The organism is Stutzerimonas stutzeri, from assembly GCF_024448715.1.
GTDB lineage: Bacteria > Pseudomonadota > Gammaproteobacteria > Pseudomonadales > Pseudomonadaceae > Stutzerimonas > Stutzerimonas stutzeri_AR.
In genome coordinates this window covers 197,004-215,660 of sequence record NZ_JAMOHZ010000004.1, presented here as the reverse complement: position 1 = coordinate 215,660, position 18,657 = coordinate 197,004, and the positions used below count along the sequence as shown (strand labels likewise).

8 protein-coding genes are annotated in these 18,657 nt (G+C 59.3%); 3 read left to right on the top strand and 5 right to left on the bottom strand.

Going from position 1 to position 18,657, the window contains the following annotated elements:
• Positions 1-258: 258 nt before the first annotated feature.
• From NAV33_RS10545 to thiI, 5 genes are all read right to left on the bottom strand, one after another.
• Positions 259-1,179, bottom strand: coding sequence for a PoNe immunity protein domain-containing protein (locus tag NAV33_RS10545; RefSeq protein ID WP_255979704.1), 921 nt, complete (start codon positions 1,177-1,179; stop codon positions 259-261).
• The gene (locus NAV33_RS10540) at positions 1,176-10,055 is read right to left on the bottom strand and encodes a DUF637 domain-containing protein (protein ID WP_255979702.1); all 8,880 of its coding nucleotides are present in this window, start codon (positions 10,053-10,055) and stop codon (positions 1,176-1,178) included. Before NAV33_RS10540 ends, NAV33_RS10545 begins: the two co-directional genes overlap by 4 nt.
• A 91-nt stretch (positions 10,056-10,146) precedes the next feature.
• Positions 10,147-11,859 carry a ShlB/FhaC/HecB family hemolysin secretion/activation protein gene (locus tag NAV33_RS10535; RefSeq protein ID WP_255979700.1) on the bottom strand — a complete coding sequence of 571 codons (1,713 nt, stop codon included), beginning with the start codon at positions 11,857-11,859 and terminating at the stop codon, positions 10,147-10,149.
• 216 nt (positions 11,860-12,075) lie between these two features.
• The gene (gene typA / locus NAV33_RS10530) at positions 12,076-13,899 is read right to left on the bottom strand and encodes a translational GTPase TypA (RefSeq protein ID WP_255979698.1); all 1,824 of its coding nucleotides are present in this window, start codon (positions 13,897-13,899) and stop codon (positions 12,076-12,078) included.
• Positions 13,900-14,069: 170 nt separating this feature from the next.
• A complete protein-coding gene (gene thiI, locus NAV33_RS10525; RefSeq protein ID WP_255979697.1) occupies positions 14,070-15,524 on the bottom strand; it encodes a tRNA uracil 4-sulfurtransferase ThiI in 1,455 nt (484 codons plus the stop codon).
• A gap of 341 nt (positions 15,525-15,865) precedes the next feature.
• Between thiI and glnA the strand changes: the two genes are divergently transcribed.
• From glnA to NAV33_RS10510, 3 genes are all read left to right on the top strand, one after another.
• Positions 15,866-17,272, top strand: coding sequence for a glutamate--ammonia ligase (gene glnA / locus NAV33_RS10520; protein ID WP_255979695.1), 1,407 nt, complete (start codon positions 15,866-15,868; stop codon positions 17,270-17,272).
• Positions 17,273-17,452: 180 nt separating this feature from the next.
• Entirely contained in the window at positions 17,453-17,980 is a 528-nt protein-coding gene (locus tag NAV33_RS10515) for a DUF4124 domain-containing protein (RefSeq protein WP_255979693.1), read from the top strand.
• Entirely contained in the window at positions 17,977-18,609 is a 633-nt protein-coding gene (locus NAV33_RS10510) for a DUF4124 domain-containing protein (RefSeq protein ID WP_255979691.1), read from the top strand. The genes NAV33_RS10515 and NAV33_RS10510 overlap by 4 nt, the downstream gene beginning before the upstream one ends.
• The last annotated feature ends 48 nt before the right edge of the window (positions 18,610-18,657 follow it).

Genomic DNA, 18,657 nt, shown 5'->3' with positions numbered 1-18,657 from the left:
CGCTGCCCCTTTTTTTTTTACGAACCTAAGTGATGTCTGCAACCTAGATCGTTGACTGCGATGCGGTGAATCCACTGTTATCAGAATGCGACAGGAGATGGCAAGGCTAGACATCGGCTGGGTCTGTACTTATGCGCGCCAGCCGGGCCGCCGGCCAACGACAAGTCTTGCAAAAAAAGGGATAGGTCTATCCATCAGGCCGAGCCACAAGCCCGAAAATAAATCTGTCCCCTTTCCGCTTACTTCCAGACTCCTTGCTTAGCCTCCAAAAAGCCTTGACAACCAGCCTTTCCTTTTCTCATTTCGCACAGGGTGAGTACTCGGTCCGTCAGGACGAAGCAAGTCACCGGGATAATGCTCATGTCCCAAACACAGACCATCATCCAGCCCAAAAGCCTTGACTGCCGCAACAGCTTCTAGGCACCAGCGCCCAAAATAACTGCCTTTTTCTAGCGGATGCTTTTCCGGGTCGCCATAGATATACCACCACAGTTCATCCTTGCCCTTGCGCGCCAGTTCGGCGTACCAATGCTCCACAAAATCGCGCAGCAACGCAGCCTGCTGCTCTTTCGGTGCATTCACGGCTTTGAGCAGACGGGCATAAGGCTTTTTGTGCAGCAAACCCGTACCAATCTTGCGACTAGGCTGTCGGCTGGCAATTACCCGATCTAGCAATTCGTCCTCCCCCCCGCTACCGATCAAGGCCAACAGGCGCTGCCATTGTTCATCCGCGATTTCCAGCGCAAGCGCCAGCCCCACCAGCCAGAAACACCAGTTGTAGTGATTGAGGTTGCTCAGCCTGAAAACCCACGCACGTGGGTCTGGATAGCTACGTGGATCGTCACTTGCCAAGGGCGCTGTTAACAGATGACGATGATCCCAACCCTGTCCGTGCTTTAGCTGCGCATTCAATTCATCCGCTAGCCTGTTCGATAATTCCCAAGCATCAAGTAACGCGGGGAAATGCTGACTTAGCTCACGGATTGAGTCGCCTCGGGAATAACGGCGAAGGATCAGGCGCAGGAAGCCACCTTGAGATAAATCCCAAACGAACTGCGGTCGATATGCAGGATTTTTTGATGGCCTTTCTATCTGCTCTAAGTCTTTGGCAATGTTCTCGGCGCTAAAATTTGTCCATTTATCCCAATACGCTCGATCTCCCCACGGCGCCCGTATCATGGCTGAGCCTCCAACATATTCTTTGCAGAGGTTAATATTTTTGACGTATCTATCGATTTTGGCTTACCAACGGCGTCGAGCACCTCGATGATAGTTGAACCATCAGGGCGCGTGGTCACAACCCAGGACTCCACACGGCCGGACTCAATTGCGCGGCTTATCTCTGGAGTCTGTAATTCACCAACTGCTTTTTCCAACCTCCCCGATCCAGCTATCCAACTTTCACTTCCCTGCTTTCCATCTGTTGTATTTCCCAGCCGCGAACTACCCTTGCCGGTATCGCTACCGACAAACTTGTACTCAATCACCACATAATCCACATCTGGACGGTTAACTTTGTAAAGGTCATCGATTCCCGTCTCTCCCACTCCGGGAATACGGGCTAGCTTCTCCCCTTCCGGTACGATCTGCTTGACTATGTTTTCGCCAAACAGCTCACCCATAGCACCTTTCTGCTCGGTGGTCAGTTGCTTGAGGTCAAGTAGCGGTTTGCCATCCGTTCCATGGACACCTCCACTTTTGACCAAGGCCTGCTCAGCCAACTCGTTGAGAACATTGTCCAATTTCTTGCCAAGGGTTTCGGCAACTTCGCCGGTCAGCTTCGCACCCGCCTTACCTGCCGCTCCCGCTGTACCCGCACTTGCTATTGCCGTGACGGTGCGAACCAGCAGCATGGTCTCCTGTGCGGTGGAGACGTCCACACCGTAGATGGCATTTAGCTTGGAGGAAATGTCCTCGTTCAGAACGGTAGCAGCGCCTTCGCCTATGGCGTTTCCGCTTTCATGGAAACTATCCACAATGCCCTGCGGCAATTCCTGGATGGCATTTAATAAACCATCCAGAACCGCACCCGGCTGCTCGACAAACAGCTTGCCGAGCTCGACCGCATCGTCCTTCAACGAAACGCCTGAGTCTTTCAACTCTTTGAGCACACCTTCGCTGAGGTCGCGGCTGATGCCACTTTGCACGAAGTCACGATAGAACTGCGGATCGGCTGTATCAGCGAACATTTCCGGGCGGAACAACTGTTGTCCCTTTGCGGTAAAGAGCGCCTGCTGCTCGCCCAGGTCATTGGTGAAGGTCTGCCCAGCACTCGCCAGGTAGGCCTGTGCCGCGCTGTCGTCGCCATCGCTGAGCAGCCCGCGCCACAGGTAGTCGACGTCTTTCAGTGCCTGCTGGCTCAACCGCTCCAGCGCGACTTGCTCACTGATACCTTGCTCTTCGGCGAAACGCTCTGAGTTCTCTCTTAGCCACTTTTCCTCGGAGGCATGCAACTGCCGGTTGTACGCCGTCGCGTTCTTCGCAAGCTCCGCCGCCTTGTCTGGGTCTCCACCCGTGGCGGTGGCCGCTGCTACGCCGATTAACTGTGAGATAGCGAGCTCAAGGTTGCTGTCTCCGTTGATCACGCCTGCAAGGCGCTCGACTAGTGCCTCATTGGCGCCGGCAGCTACGGCCCCAGTCAGGAAGTCCCCGCCCGTCGCTTCGCCGAGTAAGCCGCCAACCACCGCATGGAGTGCAATTTTTTCAGGGCTGCCTTCTTGCCAGTTACCAAGAGCCAAGTCCCCCACCGCTTTAAAAGCCACCGCTTGCAACAGATGCTGGAGCTGATTGGTCAATACATGTTGGAGATTGTCACTCAGGCTTCCACCTTGAACGGCGGTTTGAGCGACAGCCTGGACTGCGCCCTGAGCGCCTAGGTACGAGCCGAACTTGGCGATCTCAGAAGGTTTGCTTAGATCGAAGCCCTTGGTGATCTTGTTGACGTTGTCTCCGGTTACACCGAAGGCAGCGTCCAACATCCCAGCGGTCAGGCCTGCGGTTATAGCAGAAGTTGCGTAGCCCTTCAGCGCGTCGCTGGACGTAACGTCTTTGAGAACAGCTCCTAAGTCGCCCCGATTATTGATGGTGCTTACCACGGCGTTAGTTGCGACTGCCGTGTAGACGACATTTGAAGCAGCTACGCCTGCAGTACTAGTCGCCCCAGTGAGAGCGGCGCCAACCCCCGCCGTAAGGTACGCAACGATGATGGCGATAATCATGGCCGCGCCACCACCCAACCCCGAATGGCTGTACTTGAAGGAGTCGTGTATCTCCTTCACACGCTGCCAATCCACATCCCCGCGGGCCTCGGCTTCCTTGATCCACGCCAGCTCCGGGTCAGCCTGAACCATCGCATCGATAGTCTGGCTGACGGTCTGCTGGTCGACGTGCTTGACGTCGATCATGAGGCCATTCACGGCCTTGATAACAGTCTCGCCCTTGGCGAGCAGCACGCTCTGCTGCAGCGTTTCGTCCGTCTTGCCTTTGCCCTTGGCTGAAGTCCAAACGAAGCTGTTGTCGCTTTTCTCGTGGCTTTCCTGCTTGAGGTCCTTGACGCCTTCGAAGGTGATGGCGCCACCACTTTCGAGCGTGAGGTCTCCACCGCTGTCCAGGCGGGCTTTCTGGTAGAGCTGGTCGTCACCACTGGCGAGCGTCAGGTCACCGCCGGTGGTGATGGTGCTGCCGACGTTGCGGATGCTGGTTTTTTCGTCCTTGCGGTAGCTCTTGCGGCCGAAGCTGCCGGAGGATTTTTTCTCGTATAGCGAGTAGTCCTCGTCTTGCGCGCTGAGCACGGCCATTTGGCCGCCCGCGACGAGGTAGGCTTCGCCGCCGGCCCGCACCTGGCTGGCCGAGAGCACCAGATCGTCCGTTGCAACAACGGAGACATTGCTGCCTGCCTCGATCTGCGCCGCCTGTTGCCGGACGGTGTCCTGCTGGCGTGTGACCTTTTTCGTCTTCGAATAGAAGTGGTCTTCGTTCGCCGCAGCGGCGATGACAACGTTAGAGCCAGCAGAAAGATTGACCTCATCGCCGGCCTTCACCGTCGTCGCGGCGACGGTCAGGTCGTTACCCGCCTCAACGGTGACGTTCCCGCCTGCAGTCACCGCTCCGGTGTGCTGACGAATGTGCTCGTCGAGGTAACGCCGGCCGTCCGCGCGCGCCTCACGCTGCTGCGTCTCGGCAGACACCAACGAGACATCGCCGCCGGCTGACAGATCGAGGTTGCCGCCACTTTGCAGTGTGCTGCCGCGGTTGATCAGGTCGCGGCCTGCAGCCAGCGTGAGGTCGCGGGTCGACTGGATGGTAGAGGCGTCGCCGACATAGTCGGTGATGCTGTGACGGCCGCCGTAACGCACCTCGTCACGGATGACGGTGCGCTCGTTGACGATGTCGCCGGTGAGGGCAATCGCACTCACATCCCGCCCCGCAATCAACCCACCCTGCGCGTTGCGAATGCTTCCAGTAGCCAGCAGTTGCAGACGCTCGTTCGCTTCCATCGCGCCGCCGACGTTGAGGATGTTGCTGGCAGTGACGTCTAGGTTCTGGCTAGCGCGCAGCGTGCCGCGGTTGATCAGGTCGCTGCCGGAAATCAGCGCGACGTCCTGGCCCTGGATCAGCGCGCCATTGGGCGCTAGGCGGCCTTCGGCCTGGGCCAGATAAAGCACCGGGACGAGGACCTTCTCGCCCATTACTTCCTGCTCTTCCATCCAGACGATATCGTGAGTCAGCGCGGCAACTTGTTCTGCGCTGAGCGACACGCCCAGGCTGAGATTGAGCGCTTCCTTGCTGGCGATGGCGTTGTCCATCAGGTAGCGGTACATGCCTTCGTCGCTGGTCAACCCGGCGAGGTAGCGCTGACCGGTGCGGGCCACGATGGCTTCGCGGATCAGGCGCTGTTCGTAAAGGCCGTCGCCGAGGCGCTTCTGTGCGGCGTCGGGGTCGTAGCCGAGTTTACCGAGCAGGTAATCCGATCCCATGAACTGCTTGAGGTCGGTCAGCGCAGGGTTGGTTTCGATTAGGTAATGATGAGCGCCCGCTGGGCGCGAAAGGCCCGCATTGACGGCGGCTTGCTGCATGGGCGGGCCGATCAGCGGAGCGGTGCCCGCATCGGTCGTTGCAACACTTGAAGCCGCCTCGCCATTGAGGCGGAACAAGCCGTTCTCGCCCTGCGGCAGGGCGAAGCCCGGCAACGTGATCGGATTGATCTGCTGCTGCGCGAGGTCCGGCGGGAGATTGCTAGTCAGCTCGACGACCAGTGGCTGACCGGTACCGGATGCCGAGGTGCTTCCCACCTGGCTGGCGCCGCGCTGGATAGCGGAGCGAGGGGTGATAACGCTGTTGGTCAGCGTCTGGCTGGCCTGAATGGTTACGTTGCCGCCGGCCTGGACGACGGCGTTCTGTACGTCCGAGCCGCCGCCGCGGACGATTTCGACGTCATTTGCGGGCTCACTATCAGCGAGATCATTCGGAAGTTGTGCCTGCTTCACTGCCTCGGCGTTATAGCGGGAAGAAGGAAGGCCGTCATAGTAGTCGTAAGCAACTGGTACGTGCACACTCTGATGAGTGATGGAGTCGCTCCAATAGGTCACCGACTCGTTGCTACAACCGTCACCCTCGCAGACCGTACCGAGTGTCGGAAGCGCTAGGCGTATTTCTCCAGAATTAGTCCGATAGTAGTAGCCAGGGTACTGAGGATTATACGTGCGGTTATAAGGCTCGACGTGGCCGGAAATAAAACGCCTAACTGTGCCGTCTGTTACCGCCCTACGATAAGTTCTTATCCGCTCAATTGTGCCGCCCGTTGCACCTTGGTTGGCAAAGCTGTCAGCTGCAATATTTATGTTCCGTACCGCCGAGAGTGTGCTGCCCTCGTTGCTGATGGCCCCGCCGACCAGCCGCAAGTCCCGCCCAGATGTAATGTGGGCAGCCGGCGTCGTATCGGTGATTTTGCCCTCGTAAATATCCCGAACGATGTAATCGACGGTGTAATTATCGCCACTGCAGTCGTAGCAATAGATGCCAATAGCGCTCTCTACAAGCGTGCGTTCGAGCGAGAAGACCTCGCGGCGGTTCCTGAGCGTTTGTGCCTGCAGGTACACGTCACCGGCCGCTTCCAGGCTGCCGGAGATGTTGTCGATTAACACAGCACGCGCGTTCGACAGACCGCCGATCGTCAACGAGCCCAGGCTATAGATGTCGCCGTACGTGTTAGTGAACTTATCCGCTTCGACCGACAGGCCGGCGCCGCTGAAGATCAACCCTCGGTCGTTGTTCAATGTGGCCGCGGCCAGCGACACTTGTTCGGCGGCCCCCAACGTGCCGGTATTGAGGATGCTGCTGGCGGCAAGTGCCAGGTCAGCGCCTGCCGTAATTCGCCCACCGTTTACCAGTGCGCCCGTAACGTCCAGGCCCAGTCCCTCTCCTGCTGTCAAACGTGCCGAGGCCCCCAACGTCATCGCACCAACCCGCACGCCCATACCGCCAAGGCTGGTCAGCTGGCCGCTCCCGCTATAGCGACCGGTCAGTTGAAGATCGAGCGCTTCATCGCTCGCAATCACGCCATTGTTGACCCAGTTAACGCCCGTTCCCTTGAGCGTCTCGGAAGCGAGCAGCTTGCCGGTTGCTGTTTGCGTGAAGGCTCCCACGTTGACCGTCAGGTTGCGCGCTTGCAGGATCCCGCTGTGCGTCCAGCTGGCAGCGGTCAGGCTGAAGTCCCCGGTCGTCGTGAGCGTACCGCCCGCCTCGATGGCATTGGCACTGGCCAGCGCCATGCTGCCTGTGCCGACATGGCGCAGGGTGCCATTGGTGTTGAGCAGCCTGCCGAGCGAAAACTGCACGTCGGTATTGGCAGTTTCGAGCAGACCGGCGCGGTTGTCGAAAGTATCGGTGGCTGTGATGAGCGTCACGCCCGCTCCGCCAAGTACCCGTATGGCTCCGTTGACGTTGGACAGGCGCGCAGCGGTGAGGGCTAAGGTGCTACCGCTCTCGATTAGGCCGGCGTCGTTGTTCAACGTACCTGCCAAGCTGAAGTCGATGGCGTTGGCGCCGATCTTACCGGCGCGGTTATCTAGGTCGCTTCCCTGCACTTTCAGGCTGTCGCGAGCATATAGGCCGCCCGCTGCGTTGTTCACGGTAGCGGCATTGATCACCGTGTCGCCTGAGACGGCCGAAACGTGGCCGCCGCGGTTGTCGAGCGCACCGGCGTTCAAGACCAACTTATCGGCCTGGATCGTGCCGCCCTGGTTGTCGAACAAACCGTTAGCGGTAGCGGTTATCCAACCTGCCAAACTTGTAAGCAAACCGTCCTGATTGTTTATTGAGTCCGCTTCAATGAAGACATCACCCTGTTCGCCCAGCAGCCGTCCGCGGCGGTTGTCGAGCGCTCCGGCAACTTGTACGTCCAGGCCGGTCTTGCCCTGAATCGAGCCGTCCTGATTGTTCAGTGTCGCCGCCTGAAGAGTCACCGTATCAGTCTGGCTATAGATCAAGCCGTCCTGGCCGTTATCGAGCAGACCGTTGACCTCGAGTCGCAGCGAGCCATTGGCAGCCAGCGTGCCGGCGAGGGAGTTGTCCAGGCGTGAGGTGACCAACTCAAACAGGCGCTGGCTCGCCAGTTGGCCACCACGGTTATCCACCTCCCCAGTTTTCATCAGGAGGTCGCTCGCGCTGCCGAGCTGACCGCCCGTATTTAGGAGCAGCTCGGTGAGTGTGAGCGTGATCGCCTGGTCGCTGCTGAACTGGCCGTTACTGTTGTCCAGATTCCTGCCATCAAAGAGCAGGTCAGCACCGCTGCGAACGCTTCCAGACTGGTTATTTACATCGGAAGCTTTAATCGACAACGTACCGCCAGCATTCACGAGCCCACCGACGGCGTTGTTCAGCGTACCTGCCGTCTGCAAGGACATATTCGCTTCGCTGGAGAGGATCCCGCCTTCGCTGTTATCGATCTCGCCGGACGTGACGGTCAGCGCTTGTTTGCTGACCAAAGCCCCCTCATTACTGTTATTCAATGCGCCGGTCAGCCGTGTCGACACGCCACCTTCGCGACTGGAGACGGTGCCCTTTGCGCTGTTATCGAGCGTACCGCCTTGTAGAATCACTCCCTTCCAACCAGAGAGTAGGCCGCCGCTATGGTTGTCTAGCGCGTCGCTTTGTACGACAAGTTCACCGCCGGCAATGACGCGTCCCGCATCTGCGTTGACCAGGCGCTCGGCTTCGATGTGCAGGTTGCCATTAGTCGACAGCTCACCGCCCTGGTTGGCCAGATCGCCAGCGTCGGTAATTGCCACGCCGGTTTGTCCCTTAATCAATCCCTGACGGTTGTTCAGCGTGCCGCCTTGAAGGTCGAGTTCAATCCGACCGTCGCTGATCAGGCGCCCCTGCTGCTGAGTCAGAGTTTTTGCCGTTACGAGAATATCGCCCCCAGCGGATACCTCGCCGCCACTGCTCGAGTCCAGTTCGCTCGCCTCGAGCGTCAGCGAAGCTTCACTGGCGATCAGTCCGCCGTCGCGGTTGTCTATTTGGTCTCCTTTGAGCGTGAGTGAACCGGCAGCACTGACCACACCGCCACGGTTGTCCAGTGAATCAATCTCCAGACCTGCGACACTACCGGCCATTACTCGGCCTTGCTCGGTGTTATCGAGGGTCAGGATGGATGCGTTCAAGGTGCCGGAGGCGACGACATCGCCGGCCCGATTATTCAGGGTGCTTGCAGCCAGTTGGGCTTCACCACGCGACTGCAATAAACCTGCTCGGTTATCGAGCGCGCCGGTTACGATGCTTAGTCGCTGTTCGGCGAGCACGCGGCCGCCTCCGTTGGCCAGCGAATCGGAACGAATGGCCGTGACAGCGCCTGCGAAGGTGCCACCACGGTTATCGATCAGCCCCTCGGTTTCGACATCCAGCCGCCCGCTGGCCTGGAGCGTCCCTTCGTTGGTCAGGCTGCGGCTCTTTATATCGAGTGCTGCCAAGGCATTGCTGCTGCCATCGGCTTTGATGCCGGCTTCGACGATACCGCGGTTGGTTATTTGATTGGCTGAAAGCACGACGCCCTGCCCAGCCGCCAAGCTCTTCGCGATGCCGAGCATGTCCGTCGCCTCGACACGCACAGCACCCGAGGCGTACGTATCCGCTCCCAGCTCCACCGATTCGGCTTTAGCGATCAGATTTCCATTCGCCGCAGTGCGCGCCATGCTCAGTTGCCCATTGGCATCAATCTGAATATCCCCTGCACTAGCCGCCATATCACCAGCCAGCTTCACGCCAACACCCGCTTCGGTGCCGACCAGGCGGATGGCGCCAGCGTACATGCCGCCGAGCGCGGAGCTGTCGATGGCGAGCAGAGGTTTGTCGCTGCCGTCCGGCGACTTGGCGGTCGCGGCGAGTGTGCTGGCATCGACTTCGTTGCGACCGGTGATGATGTTCAGCTTGTTGGCGTGCAGTTCGGCGTTGATCTTCGCGCTGCGGGTAATGAGATCGAACTGGTCGACGTTGCTGGCATTCAAGCCTTGTCCTTCGATGGCGATGCTGCCGCCGTTGACGTCGAAGCGATCGAGATGGCCGTTTTCGATGATTGGCGTGCCGGTGCTAAGGGTGACGCGCGGAGTGTTGATGAAGCCGCAGCCGTCGCAGCTGATGCCGTGGGGGTTGGCGACGATGACATGGGCCGACTTGCCGGCGACTTCCGTATAACCCTGTAAGCGGCTGGCGTTGCTGCCGGTGACTTCGTTGAGAATCAACCCGGCCGCTTTTCCGTTGAGGTTCGAGTTGCCAAGGATGATGCCGCCCAGTTGAGTGCTCTGGGTGCGCTCGGTGGCGTTGTTGAGGATCAGGCCCTGCTGGCCGACGTTGTAGTCCTTGAACGTGTTGTGCGACAGCCCGTTGCTGTTAGGCGCAGCAATGTTGACGATCGGCACGCCATTGGCGGCTTGCCCCACCGTCGCGCCGCTGCCGGCGGCGACTGTCAAATCCGCCGCCGCACTGACGATAGGGTTGAGAAACATGACACCCACCAGCACGGTGGCGACGTTCTGGAAGATGGGGCTGCGTACGTCCATGTCTAAGACTCCGGCTTTGCTTGACTCAAATAAGGGATAGGGAACGAGCTCCGCTCATTCCAGCCCGCTGCGTACGGCAGGCCATGGCTTTTCAGAAGAACAAGTCGACGCGGAAGTACACTGGGTGCTCGCGCTCGGTGATGGCACCCGGGCGCTCCAGCGAGCGGGCCAAGGTGATAGAGGTCGCCACGTGCGCGCCGCGTGCGCTCAGTTCCAGGCCGTGACCGGATAGCCGGCCGTGAAGATCGGGGTTGTAGCGGCCGCCGTGGATGACGCCAACGTCATAGGCGTAGGCCAGACCATATTCCTGCAGGAAAGGGCGCAGCGGCTCCCAACTGATCGGCCGGCGCCAGCGCAGCTGGTTGCGCCAGTAACCGCCGGTATCGCCGGACAGCGATTGCTCCTTGAAACCGCGGACGGAGGCCAGCCCGCCAATGCTGATGCGCTGCGGGCTGTAGAGCACGTCTTCGCTTTTCTGAGCGTTGAGCAGCGAATCGAAACTGAAGGACTCGCCCCACAACTGAAACGGCTGCAGCGCGCTCAGTGTCAGGCTGTATTTGTGATAGCGGGCGTCCGGCTCCCCATATTGCGGATCGCCCCGCCGCTGGGCGTCGAAGCTGCCGGTTCCATGTTGCCAACCAAGGTCTGCGTTGACGAAGGCGGTGCCAATGCGGCGCCCGTGGTTCAGGCCAAGTTGCGTCTCGGACAGCCGATGGCTGGAGACATCGAGCAGGCTGTTTTCGATGTAGTTGCGAGTTAGCAGATGAGAGACGCCGAAGCTGATGGCAGTCTTGCTGACTGCATTACGGTGCAGGACGCGCTCGGCGCTCAATTGATGGCTCTTGCTCTCGCCATCCATCTCGAAGAGAAAGCCTGACGTCTCCCCCTGGGTTCTGTAATAGCTCTGGTTGTAGCTGTAGCTAAAGGTCCACCAGCCGTACGGCAAGCTGTAGAACAAACCCTGATTAGCGGAATGGCGATACTTATCGCTTACCGCGTCCCCGCCGCCGTACAGCCTGAGTTGGTCCGCCAGGCCAAGCGGGCTGTCCCAATCGAGCCCTGCGCCCCATTGCTGCTCGCCGGTGCTGGACTCGCCGTTGTTATGCCGGTTGAGGTTCACCCGCCACGGTTTGAGCGGGTTGCCTTTCAAGCTTACCCGGCTCCCACCGACCTGCTCACCCGGCAACAGCTCCAGCTGGGCTGGACGTGACGGCAGGCGATTCAACTGGTCGACCAGCTGCTCCAGCTCTCGCAGATCAACCACCTTGCCCGTCTGGCCCGGAAAAGCCATCGCTAACTCGCGATCGCTGGCTACGGCGGACTGATCAAGCCCTTCAAGACGGCCTTCGACGACCAAGACCTCCAACTCGCCATCCGCCATGTCCTGCTGAGGCAGATAGGCGCGCGAGGTGACGTAGCCACGGTCGATATAGAACTGGGTAATCGCCTTCAATAATGCATTGAGCTGGTTGGCGCCCAGGCATTTGTCTTGAAAAGGCTGGACCAGCACCGCTTGCTCCTGCGCAGAAATGAGCGAAGCGCCTTTGAGGATGATGGTGTGGATGTCGAAGCAGCGCTGATCTTCCGGTATCGGCTCAACTTCGGTCGCATCGCGGCCAGGCAGTTGCTGGAGTTCTTCCAGGCGTCGACGCTGCTCCTCGAGGAGGCGTTCCTGGCGGTCTCGGATGAGGTCGCGCTCACCAGGCAACGGCGTATTGGGTGGGGGAACCTGGGCCGAAACTGAGCTGGCAGATGAAACAACGCAGAGGAACGTGGCGAACAACAGCGGGCGCATCGCAACCATCCTTGGTTCGGTAAATCGAGGGATGGCGATGATGGGCGTTGTGCCATCACTGGACAACTACCATTGATCTCAGATAGGCAGCGGAAGCGCGAACGACTTCGCATTTTCGAAATATTGGTCTAATCGTACGGAACTAAAGGAAGTCGGCGCGCAAGATCATATTGAAGGCAGCAAAAAGGCGCCCTAAGGCGCCTTTTCGTTGCAGCTAAGCGAGAATCAAGCCTTGTTGGCTTTCTTCGCAGCGCGGCTACGCTCGCCTTCGTCGAGGATCTTCTTGCGAAGACGGATCGACTTCGGCGTGACTTCACACAGCTCGTCGTCCTGGATGAACTCTAGAGCCTGCTCGAGGGTGAAGCGGACCGGCGGGACCAAGGCGATGGTTTCGTCCTTGCCCGAAGCGCGCATGTTGTCGAGCTTCTTGCCCTTAGTGGGGTTTACGCCGAGGTCGTTGTCACGGCTGTTCAGACCAACGATCTGACCGTTGTAGATTTCCTGGCCGTGCTCGACGAACAGCTTGCCGCGCGCCTGCAGGGTTTCCAGGGAGTAGGTCAGCGCCTTGCCGGTATCGATCGACACCAGTACGCCGTTCTGACGGCCGGACATGTGGCCCGACTTCATCACGTCGTAACGGTCGAAGATCGAAGTCAGGATGCCGGCGCCGTTGGTCAGAGTGAGGAACTGGTTACGGAAACCGATCAGGCCGCGGGCCGGGATGTTGTACTCGAGGCGAACACGGCCCTTGCCATCCGGCACCATGTTGCTCAGGTCGCCCTTACGCAGGCCCATCTCTTCCATGACCTTACCTTGGCTTTCCTCAGGGATGTCGATAGTGACGTTCTCGAACGGCTCGTGCTTGGCGCCGTTGACTTCGCGAATGATCACTTCCGGACGGCCAACGGCCATTTCGAAACCTTCACGACGCATGGTTTCGATCAGTACCGACAGGTGCAGCTCGCCACGACCGGAGACTTTGAACTTGTCTGCCGAGTCGCCTTCTTCAACGCGCAGGGCCACGTTGTACAGCAGCTCCTTGTCCAGGCGCTCCTTGATGTTACGGCTGGTGACGAACTTGCCTTCCTTGCCGCAGAACGGCGAATCGTTGACCTGGAAGGTCATGGAAACGGTCGGTTCGTCGACGGTCAGCGGCTTCATCGCTTCGACGTTGTTCTGGTCGCACAGGGTGTCGGAGATGAACAGCTCGTCGAAACCGCTGATGCAGACGATGTCGCCTGCGGTGGCTTCGTCGACGTCGACGCGGTGCAAACCGTGGTGGCCCATCAGCTTGAGGATACGGCCGTTACGCTTCTTGCCGTGCATGTCGATGGCAGTGACCGGCGTGTTCGGTTTGACGCGACCACGGGCGATGCGGCCGACACCGATGATGCCGAGGAAGCTGTTGTAGTCCAGAGCGGAGATCTGCATCTGGAACGGGCCGTCGATATCGACCTGCGGGGCTGGTACGTGGTCGACGATGGCCTGGTACAGCGGGGTCATGTCTTCGGCCATGTCGGTGTGATCCAGACCGGCGATGCCGTTCAGGGCCGAGGCGTAGACGACCTGGAAGTCCAGCTGCTCTTCGGTGGCGCCGAGGTTGTCGAACAGGTCGAAGATCTGATCCAGAACCCAGTCAGGACGCGCGCCTGGACGGTCGACCTTGTTGATCACCACGATCGGACGCAGGCCGGCTTCAAAGGCCTTCTTGGTCACGAAGCGGGTTTGCGGCATCGGGCCGTCCTGGGCGTCGACCAGCAGCAGCACGGAGTCGACCATCGACATCACGCGCTCCACTTCACCGCCGAAATCGGCGTGGCCGGGGGTATCGACGATGTTGATGCGGTAGTCGTTCCAGCGGATGGCGGTGTTCTTGGCCAGGATGGTGATGCCGCGTTCTTTTTCCTGGTCGTTGGAGTCCATCACGCGCTCGTCGTTGAGCTCGCCGCGCTCCAGGGTGCCGGACTGACGCAGAAGCTTGTCGACCAGAGTGGTTTTGCCATGGTCAACGTGAGCGATGATGGCGATGTTACGTAGATTCTCGATCACAGTAGTGGTCTCGTAGTTGGGTCGGGCTACTCAGCAGATGCATCGAGCGGCTCAACGCGAAAAATCGGATGAAGATAGGAGAAGGTCGCTAACGACGTGTCGCGGCAATACAGCCGCGCAGCGGGTCGGGAGGGCGGTGACGGATACTGCCGCCCAGCAGCCCAGGTTGTTTAACCCGGACGATAAACGCGCACATTGGCATGCCCCTCACTCAACAAATGATGAGCATGCAGGCGACTCATGACACCTTTATCGCAATACAGCAGGTACTGGCGGTTCACATCCAGTTCCTTGAATCGGTTGTTCAGCGCATAGAACGGCAGTGTTTGCACTTCGATGCCCTGCAATTGCAGAGGTTCGTCCTCAGCGGCGTCAGGATGACGAATGTCGATGACCACCTGGCCGGCAGTCGCCTCGACCACCTCTTCAATCTGCAGATCCTGACCCAGCTCGTCGATCACGCGGTCAATAGGGACCTGACGTGCATCCTCCAAGGCGCGCTCGAGAACCGCCATGTCGAACTGCTTTTCTTCATGTTCGATACGGTAGCGCTTGGCCTTGGTGGTCGGGTTCTTGGAGATCACGCCGCAATACTCGGGCATGTTCTTGGCGAACTCGGCGGTGCCGATTTCGAACGCCGTGTCGATGATGTCCTGCTTGTGCGCGGCGATCAGCGGACGCAGCACCAGCATGTCAGTGGCAGAATCGATCACCGAAAGGTTGGGCAGCGTCTGACTAGAGACCTGAGAAATCGCCTCGCCGGTGACCAGTGCGTCAATGTGAAGGCGCTCGGCGATCTGCGTCGAGGCGCGAAGCATCATGCGTTTAAGGACAACGCCCATCTGGCTGTTGTCGACCTTCTCGAGAATCTCGCCGACCACTTCCTCGAACGGAACGCTGATGAACAGCACCCGGTGCGAGCTGCCGTACTTCTTCCATAGATAGTGGGCGACTTCCATTACGCCCAGCTCGTGGGCGCGTCCGCCGAGATTGAAGAAGCAGAAATGGGTCATCAACCCGCGACGCATCATCTGGTAGGCCGCCACGGTGGAGTCGAAACCACCGGACATCAGCACCAGGGTCTGCTCCAGCGCACCCAGCGGGTAGCCGCCGATGCCGTCATGCTGGGCGTGAACGACGAACAAACGCTGGTCGCGGATTTCCATCCGCACTTCGATTTCCGGCGCTTTCAACGAGATTCCGGCGGCGCCGCACCGCTGACGCAGTTGGCTGCCGACATGACGCTCGACATCCATCGAACTGAACGGGTGCTTGCCGGCGCGTTTGCAGCGAACGGCGAAAATCTTGCCGGGCAGCCGGTCGGCGAAGTGCGCTTTGCATTTCTCGACGATATCGTCGAGATCGCCCAGCGGGTACTCGTGTACTTCCAGGCAATGGGCGATTCCCGGTGTGCAGCGCAGGCGCTCGATCATCTCGTGCAGCAGCTTCGGCTCGCTGAGCGCGGTTTCCACTTCAACGTTGTCCCACACCCCCTCCACCCGCAGATCGGAATCGAGGTCGCGCAGCACGGTGCGGATGTTCTTCGCCAACTGACGAATGAAGCCCTTGCGCACCGGCGGGCTCTTGATGGTGATTTCCGGGAAAACCTTGACGATCAGCTTCATGAAAACGCGCGCGGCAACATGGCGTAAAAAGAGGGGGGCGGAGTATAGCGGAAATTGATCAAGATTTAGGCGCTTTTATCTGGAGAGACCATCGCGCACCAATTCAGGCCTTAATCACAAATTAATGCACCAATTTGATTCATTTGAGTGAGCCATTGTGAACCGCGTAACTACGGGAACCCGTATAGAACCCCGATATGCGCGCCCGGACCCAATACAGAGCACTGGCATGCAATTTGCTCCCTTGTGAGGCAGGTCGCCAACGCGGAATATCCGCCGCTGGACTTCATCCCCTGATTTCGGAAGCAACCTGTCTCCGCTTCCACCACTTGGAGAGCACCATGTCGAAGTCGCTTCAACTGATCAAAGATTACGATGTGAAGTGGATTGATCTGCGCTTCACCGACACCAAGGGCAAGCAGCACCACGTGACCGTTCCGGCACGTGATGCCCAGGACGAGGATTTCTTCGAGCACGGCAAGATGTTCGACGGTTCGTCCATCCATGGCTGGAAAGGTATCGAAGCCTCGGACATGATTCTGATGCCAGTCGACGAAACCGCCGTACTGGATCCGTTCACCGAAGAGCCGACCCTGATTCTGGTTTGCGATATCGTCGAGCCAAGCACCATGCAGGGCTACGATCGCGACCCTCGCTCCATCGCCAAGCGCGCCGAGGAATTCCTCAAGTCCACCGGTATCGGTGACACCGTATTCGTTGGCCCTGAGCCTGAGTTCTTCATCTTCGACGAAGTGAAGTTCAAGTCCGATATCTCCGGTTCCATGTTCAAGATTTTCTCCGAGCAGGGTTCCTGGAACACCGACGCTGACATCGAAGGCGGCAACAAGGGCCATCGCCCGGCCGTCAAGGGTGGTTACTTCCCGGTTCCCCCGTGCGACCACGACCACGAAATCCGTACCGCCATGTGCAACGCCATGGAAGAAATGGGCTTGGTCGTCGAAGTGCACCACCACGAAGTGGCGACTGCCGGCCAGAACGAAATCGGTGTCAAGTTCAACACTCTGGTGAACAAGGCTGACGAAGTTCAGACCCTGAAGTACTGCGTACACAACGTCGCCGATGCCTACGGTAAGACCGCAACCTTCATGCCGAAGCCACTGTATGGCGACAACGGTTCGGGCATGCACGTCCACATGTCGATCTCCAAAGACGGCAAGAACACCTTCTCCGGCGAAGGCTATGCCGGCCTGTCCGAAACCGCGCTGTACTTCATCGGCGGCATCATCAAGCACGGCAAGGCGCTGAACGGATTCACCAACCCATCGACCAACTCCTACAAGCGTCTGGTCCCGGGCTTCGAAGCACCGGTGATGCTGGCCTACTCGGCTCGCAACCGCTCCGCCTCGATCCGTATCCCGTACGTATCCAGCCCGAAGGCTCGCCGTATCGAAGCGCGCTTTCCGGACCCGGCCGCCAACCCCTACCTGTGCTTCGCCGCACTGCTGATGGCTGGCCTGGACGGCATCCAGAACAAGATTCACCCTGGCGACGCCGCTGACAAGAACCTCTACGATCTGCCGCCGGAAGAAGGCAAGCTGATCCCGCAGGTTTGCGGCAGCCTGAAGGAAGCCTTGGAAGAACTGGACAAGGGCCGCGGGTTCCTGACCAAGGGCGGCGTGTTCAGCGACGACTTCATCGATGCCTACCTCGAGCTGAAGAGCGAGGAAGAAATCAAGGTCCGTACCTTCGTTCACCCGCTGGAATACGACCTGTACTACAGCGTCTAAGCCGGTCCGCGTGACAGAAAAGGCCTCCTTCGGGAGGCTTTTTCGTTCCTGCGATGTCACTAGATAGGAAATCGACCCCTCGCCAAGCCGGAGTGGCGCCGATCCCAAATCGCAACGGCCGTACTTGCCTAGCCGCCCGAGCGGTGCAAGGCTTCCGGCATCCCATCCGCGGAGCTTCTTATGCGCATTGCATTGTTCAGCCTGCTACTCGTTTTCATGGCGCCCGCCATGGCGCAGATTTACAAGTACACCGACGATAAGGGCAACACGGTCTTTACCAATCAACCGCCGGAAGGGGTCGCGGCAGATACCGTCGACCTGCCGCCTGCCAATACTGTTGACATCAAAATGCCTGAAGCCCCGCCGCCCCTGGCCGACGAGCAAAGCGACGAGCGTAAACAGCAGCCTTACCGCAGCCTGTCCATTGGCGGCATTCCGGACGAACAGGCGTTGCGCGCGAACAACGGCACCTTTGTTGTCAATGCCCAGCTCGACCCTCCGCTTAAGCGAGGCCATCAGATCCGCTTTCTGCTCGACGGCGTTCCGCAGGCAGAACCAGGCAGCACGACGTCACAACAGCTGACCAACGTCGACCGTGGTACGCATCTGCTTGAAGTCGAAGTGTTCAGCGGCGGACGAGTCATGCAGCGCGCCGAGGAGCAATTCACCGTTCAGCGCGTCCACATCTCCAGCCCGGCCCGCCGATGACGTGCGTCACGCGGCTCGGCCTGCTTGGGCTGTTGCTGACGCTCGCACTGCCCGCAAGTGCCGCGATTTATAGCTACGTCGGCGCCGAGGGCAATCGGGTCTTCACCGACCGCCCCGGTGGCCGAGCGGCCGAGCCAGTTGAGACCAAACCGACCAACAGCATGGCCGCACAGCCGGTACCGCCAACGAAGACGCCCGTAAAGGTCCTGAAAGCGATCACTCCAGGTTATGCGCTGCTCGATATCGTGCAGCCGGCACCCGACGCCACGATCCGCAGCAATCCGGGCGAATTGGCGGTTAGTGTCACCAGCAATCCCGCCCTGCAACCCGGCCACCAGTATCGCTTGCTGCTCAATGGCGCGCCTGTGGGGACGCCAAGCGAAGGTCCGGTGCTGGTAATCGGCAATGTTGATCGAGGCAGCCATCAGTTGGCCGTCGAAGTGATCGACAGCCTGGGCGCAAGCCTGCAGCGAAGCGCGCCGCACGTGTTTCACATGATGCGCACTTCGCTTGCCCAACGACGGATGGCCAACCCGTGCAAGACGGGCGATTACGGGGTCCGCCCCGAATGCCCCGTGAAAGACAAACCCAAGGAAAAGAAAGATATTCCCTTCGTGCCCTTTCTGTGACCATCCTACGCACCTGAATGGTGCACAAGCCGGACCAGCCTGATCCGC

Excerpts from the sequence above, each read along its gene's own strand:
- NAV33_RS10545 (WP_255979704.1), bottom strand. The coding sequence starts at position 1,179 with ATGATACGGGCGCCGTGGGGAGATCGAGCGTATTGGGATAAATGGACA.
- NAV33_RS10540 (WP_255979702.1), bottom strand. The coding sequence starts at position 10,055 with ATGGACGTACGCAGCCCCATCTTCCAGAACGTCGCCACCGTGCTGGTG.
- NAV33_RS10535 (WP_255979700.1), bottom strand. The coding sequence starts at position 11,859 with ATGGTTGCGATGCGCCCGCTGTTGTTCGCCACGTTCCTCTGCGTTGTT.
- thiI (WP_255979697.1), bottom strand. The coding sequence starts at position 15,524 with ATGAAGCTGATCGTCAAGGTTTTCCCGGAAATCACCATCAAGAGCCCG.
- glnA (WP_255979695.1), top strand. The coding sequence starts at position 15,866 with ATGTCGAAGTCGCTTCAACTGATCAAAGATTACGATGTGAAGTGGATT.
- NAV33_RS10515 (WP_255979693.1), top strand. The coding sequence starts at position 17,453 with ATGCGCATTGCATTGTTCAGCCTGCTACTCGTTTTCATGGCGCCCGCC.
- NAV33_RS10510 (WP_255979691.1), top strand. The coding sequence starts at position 17,977 with ATGACGTGCGTCACGCGGCTCGGCCTGCTTGGGCTGTTGCTGACGCTC.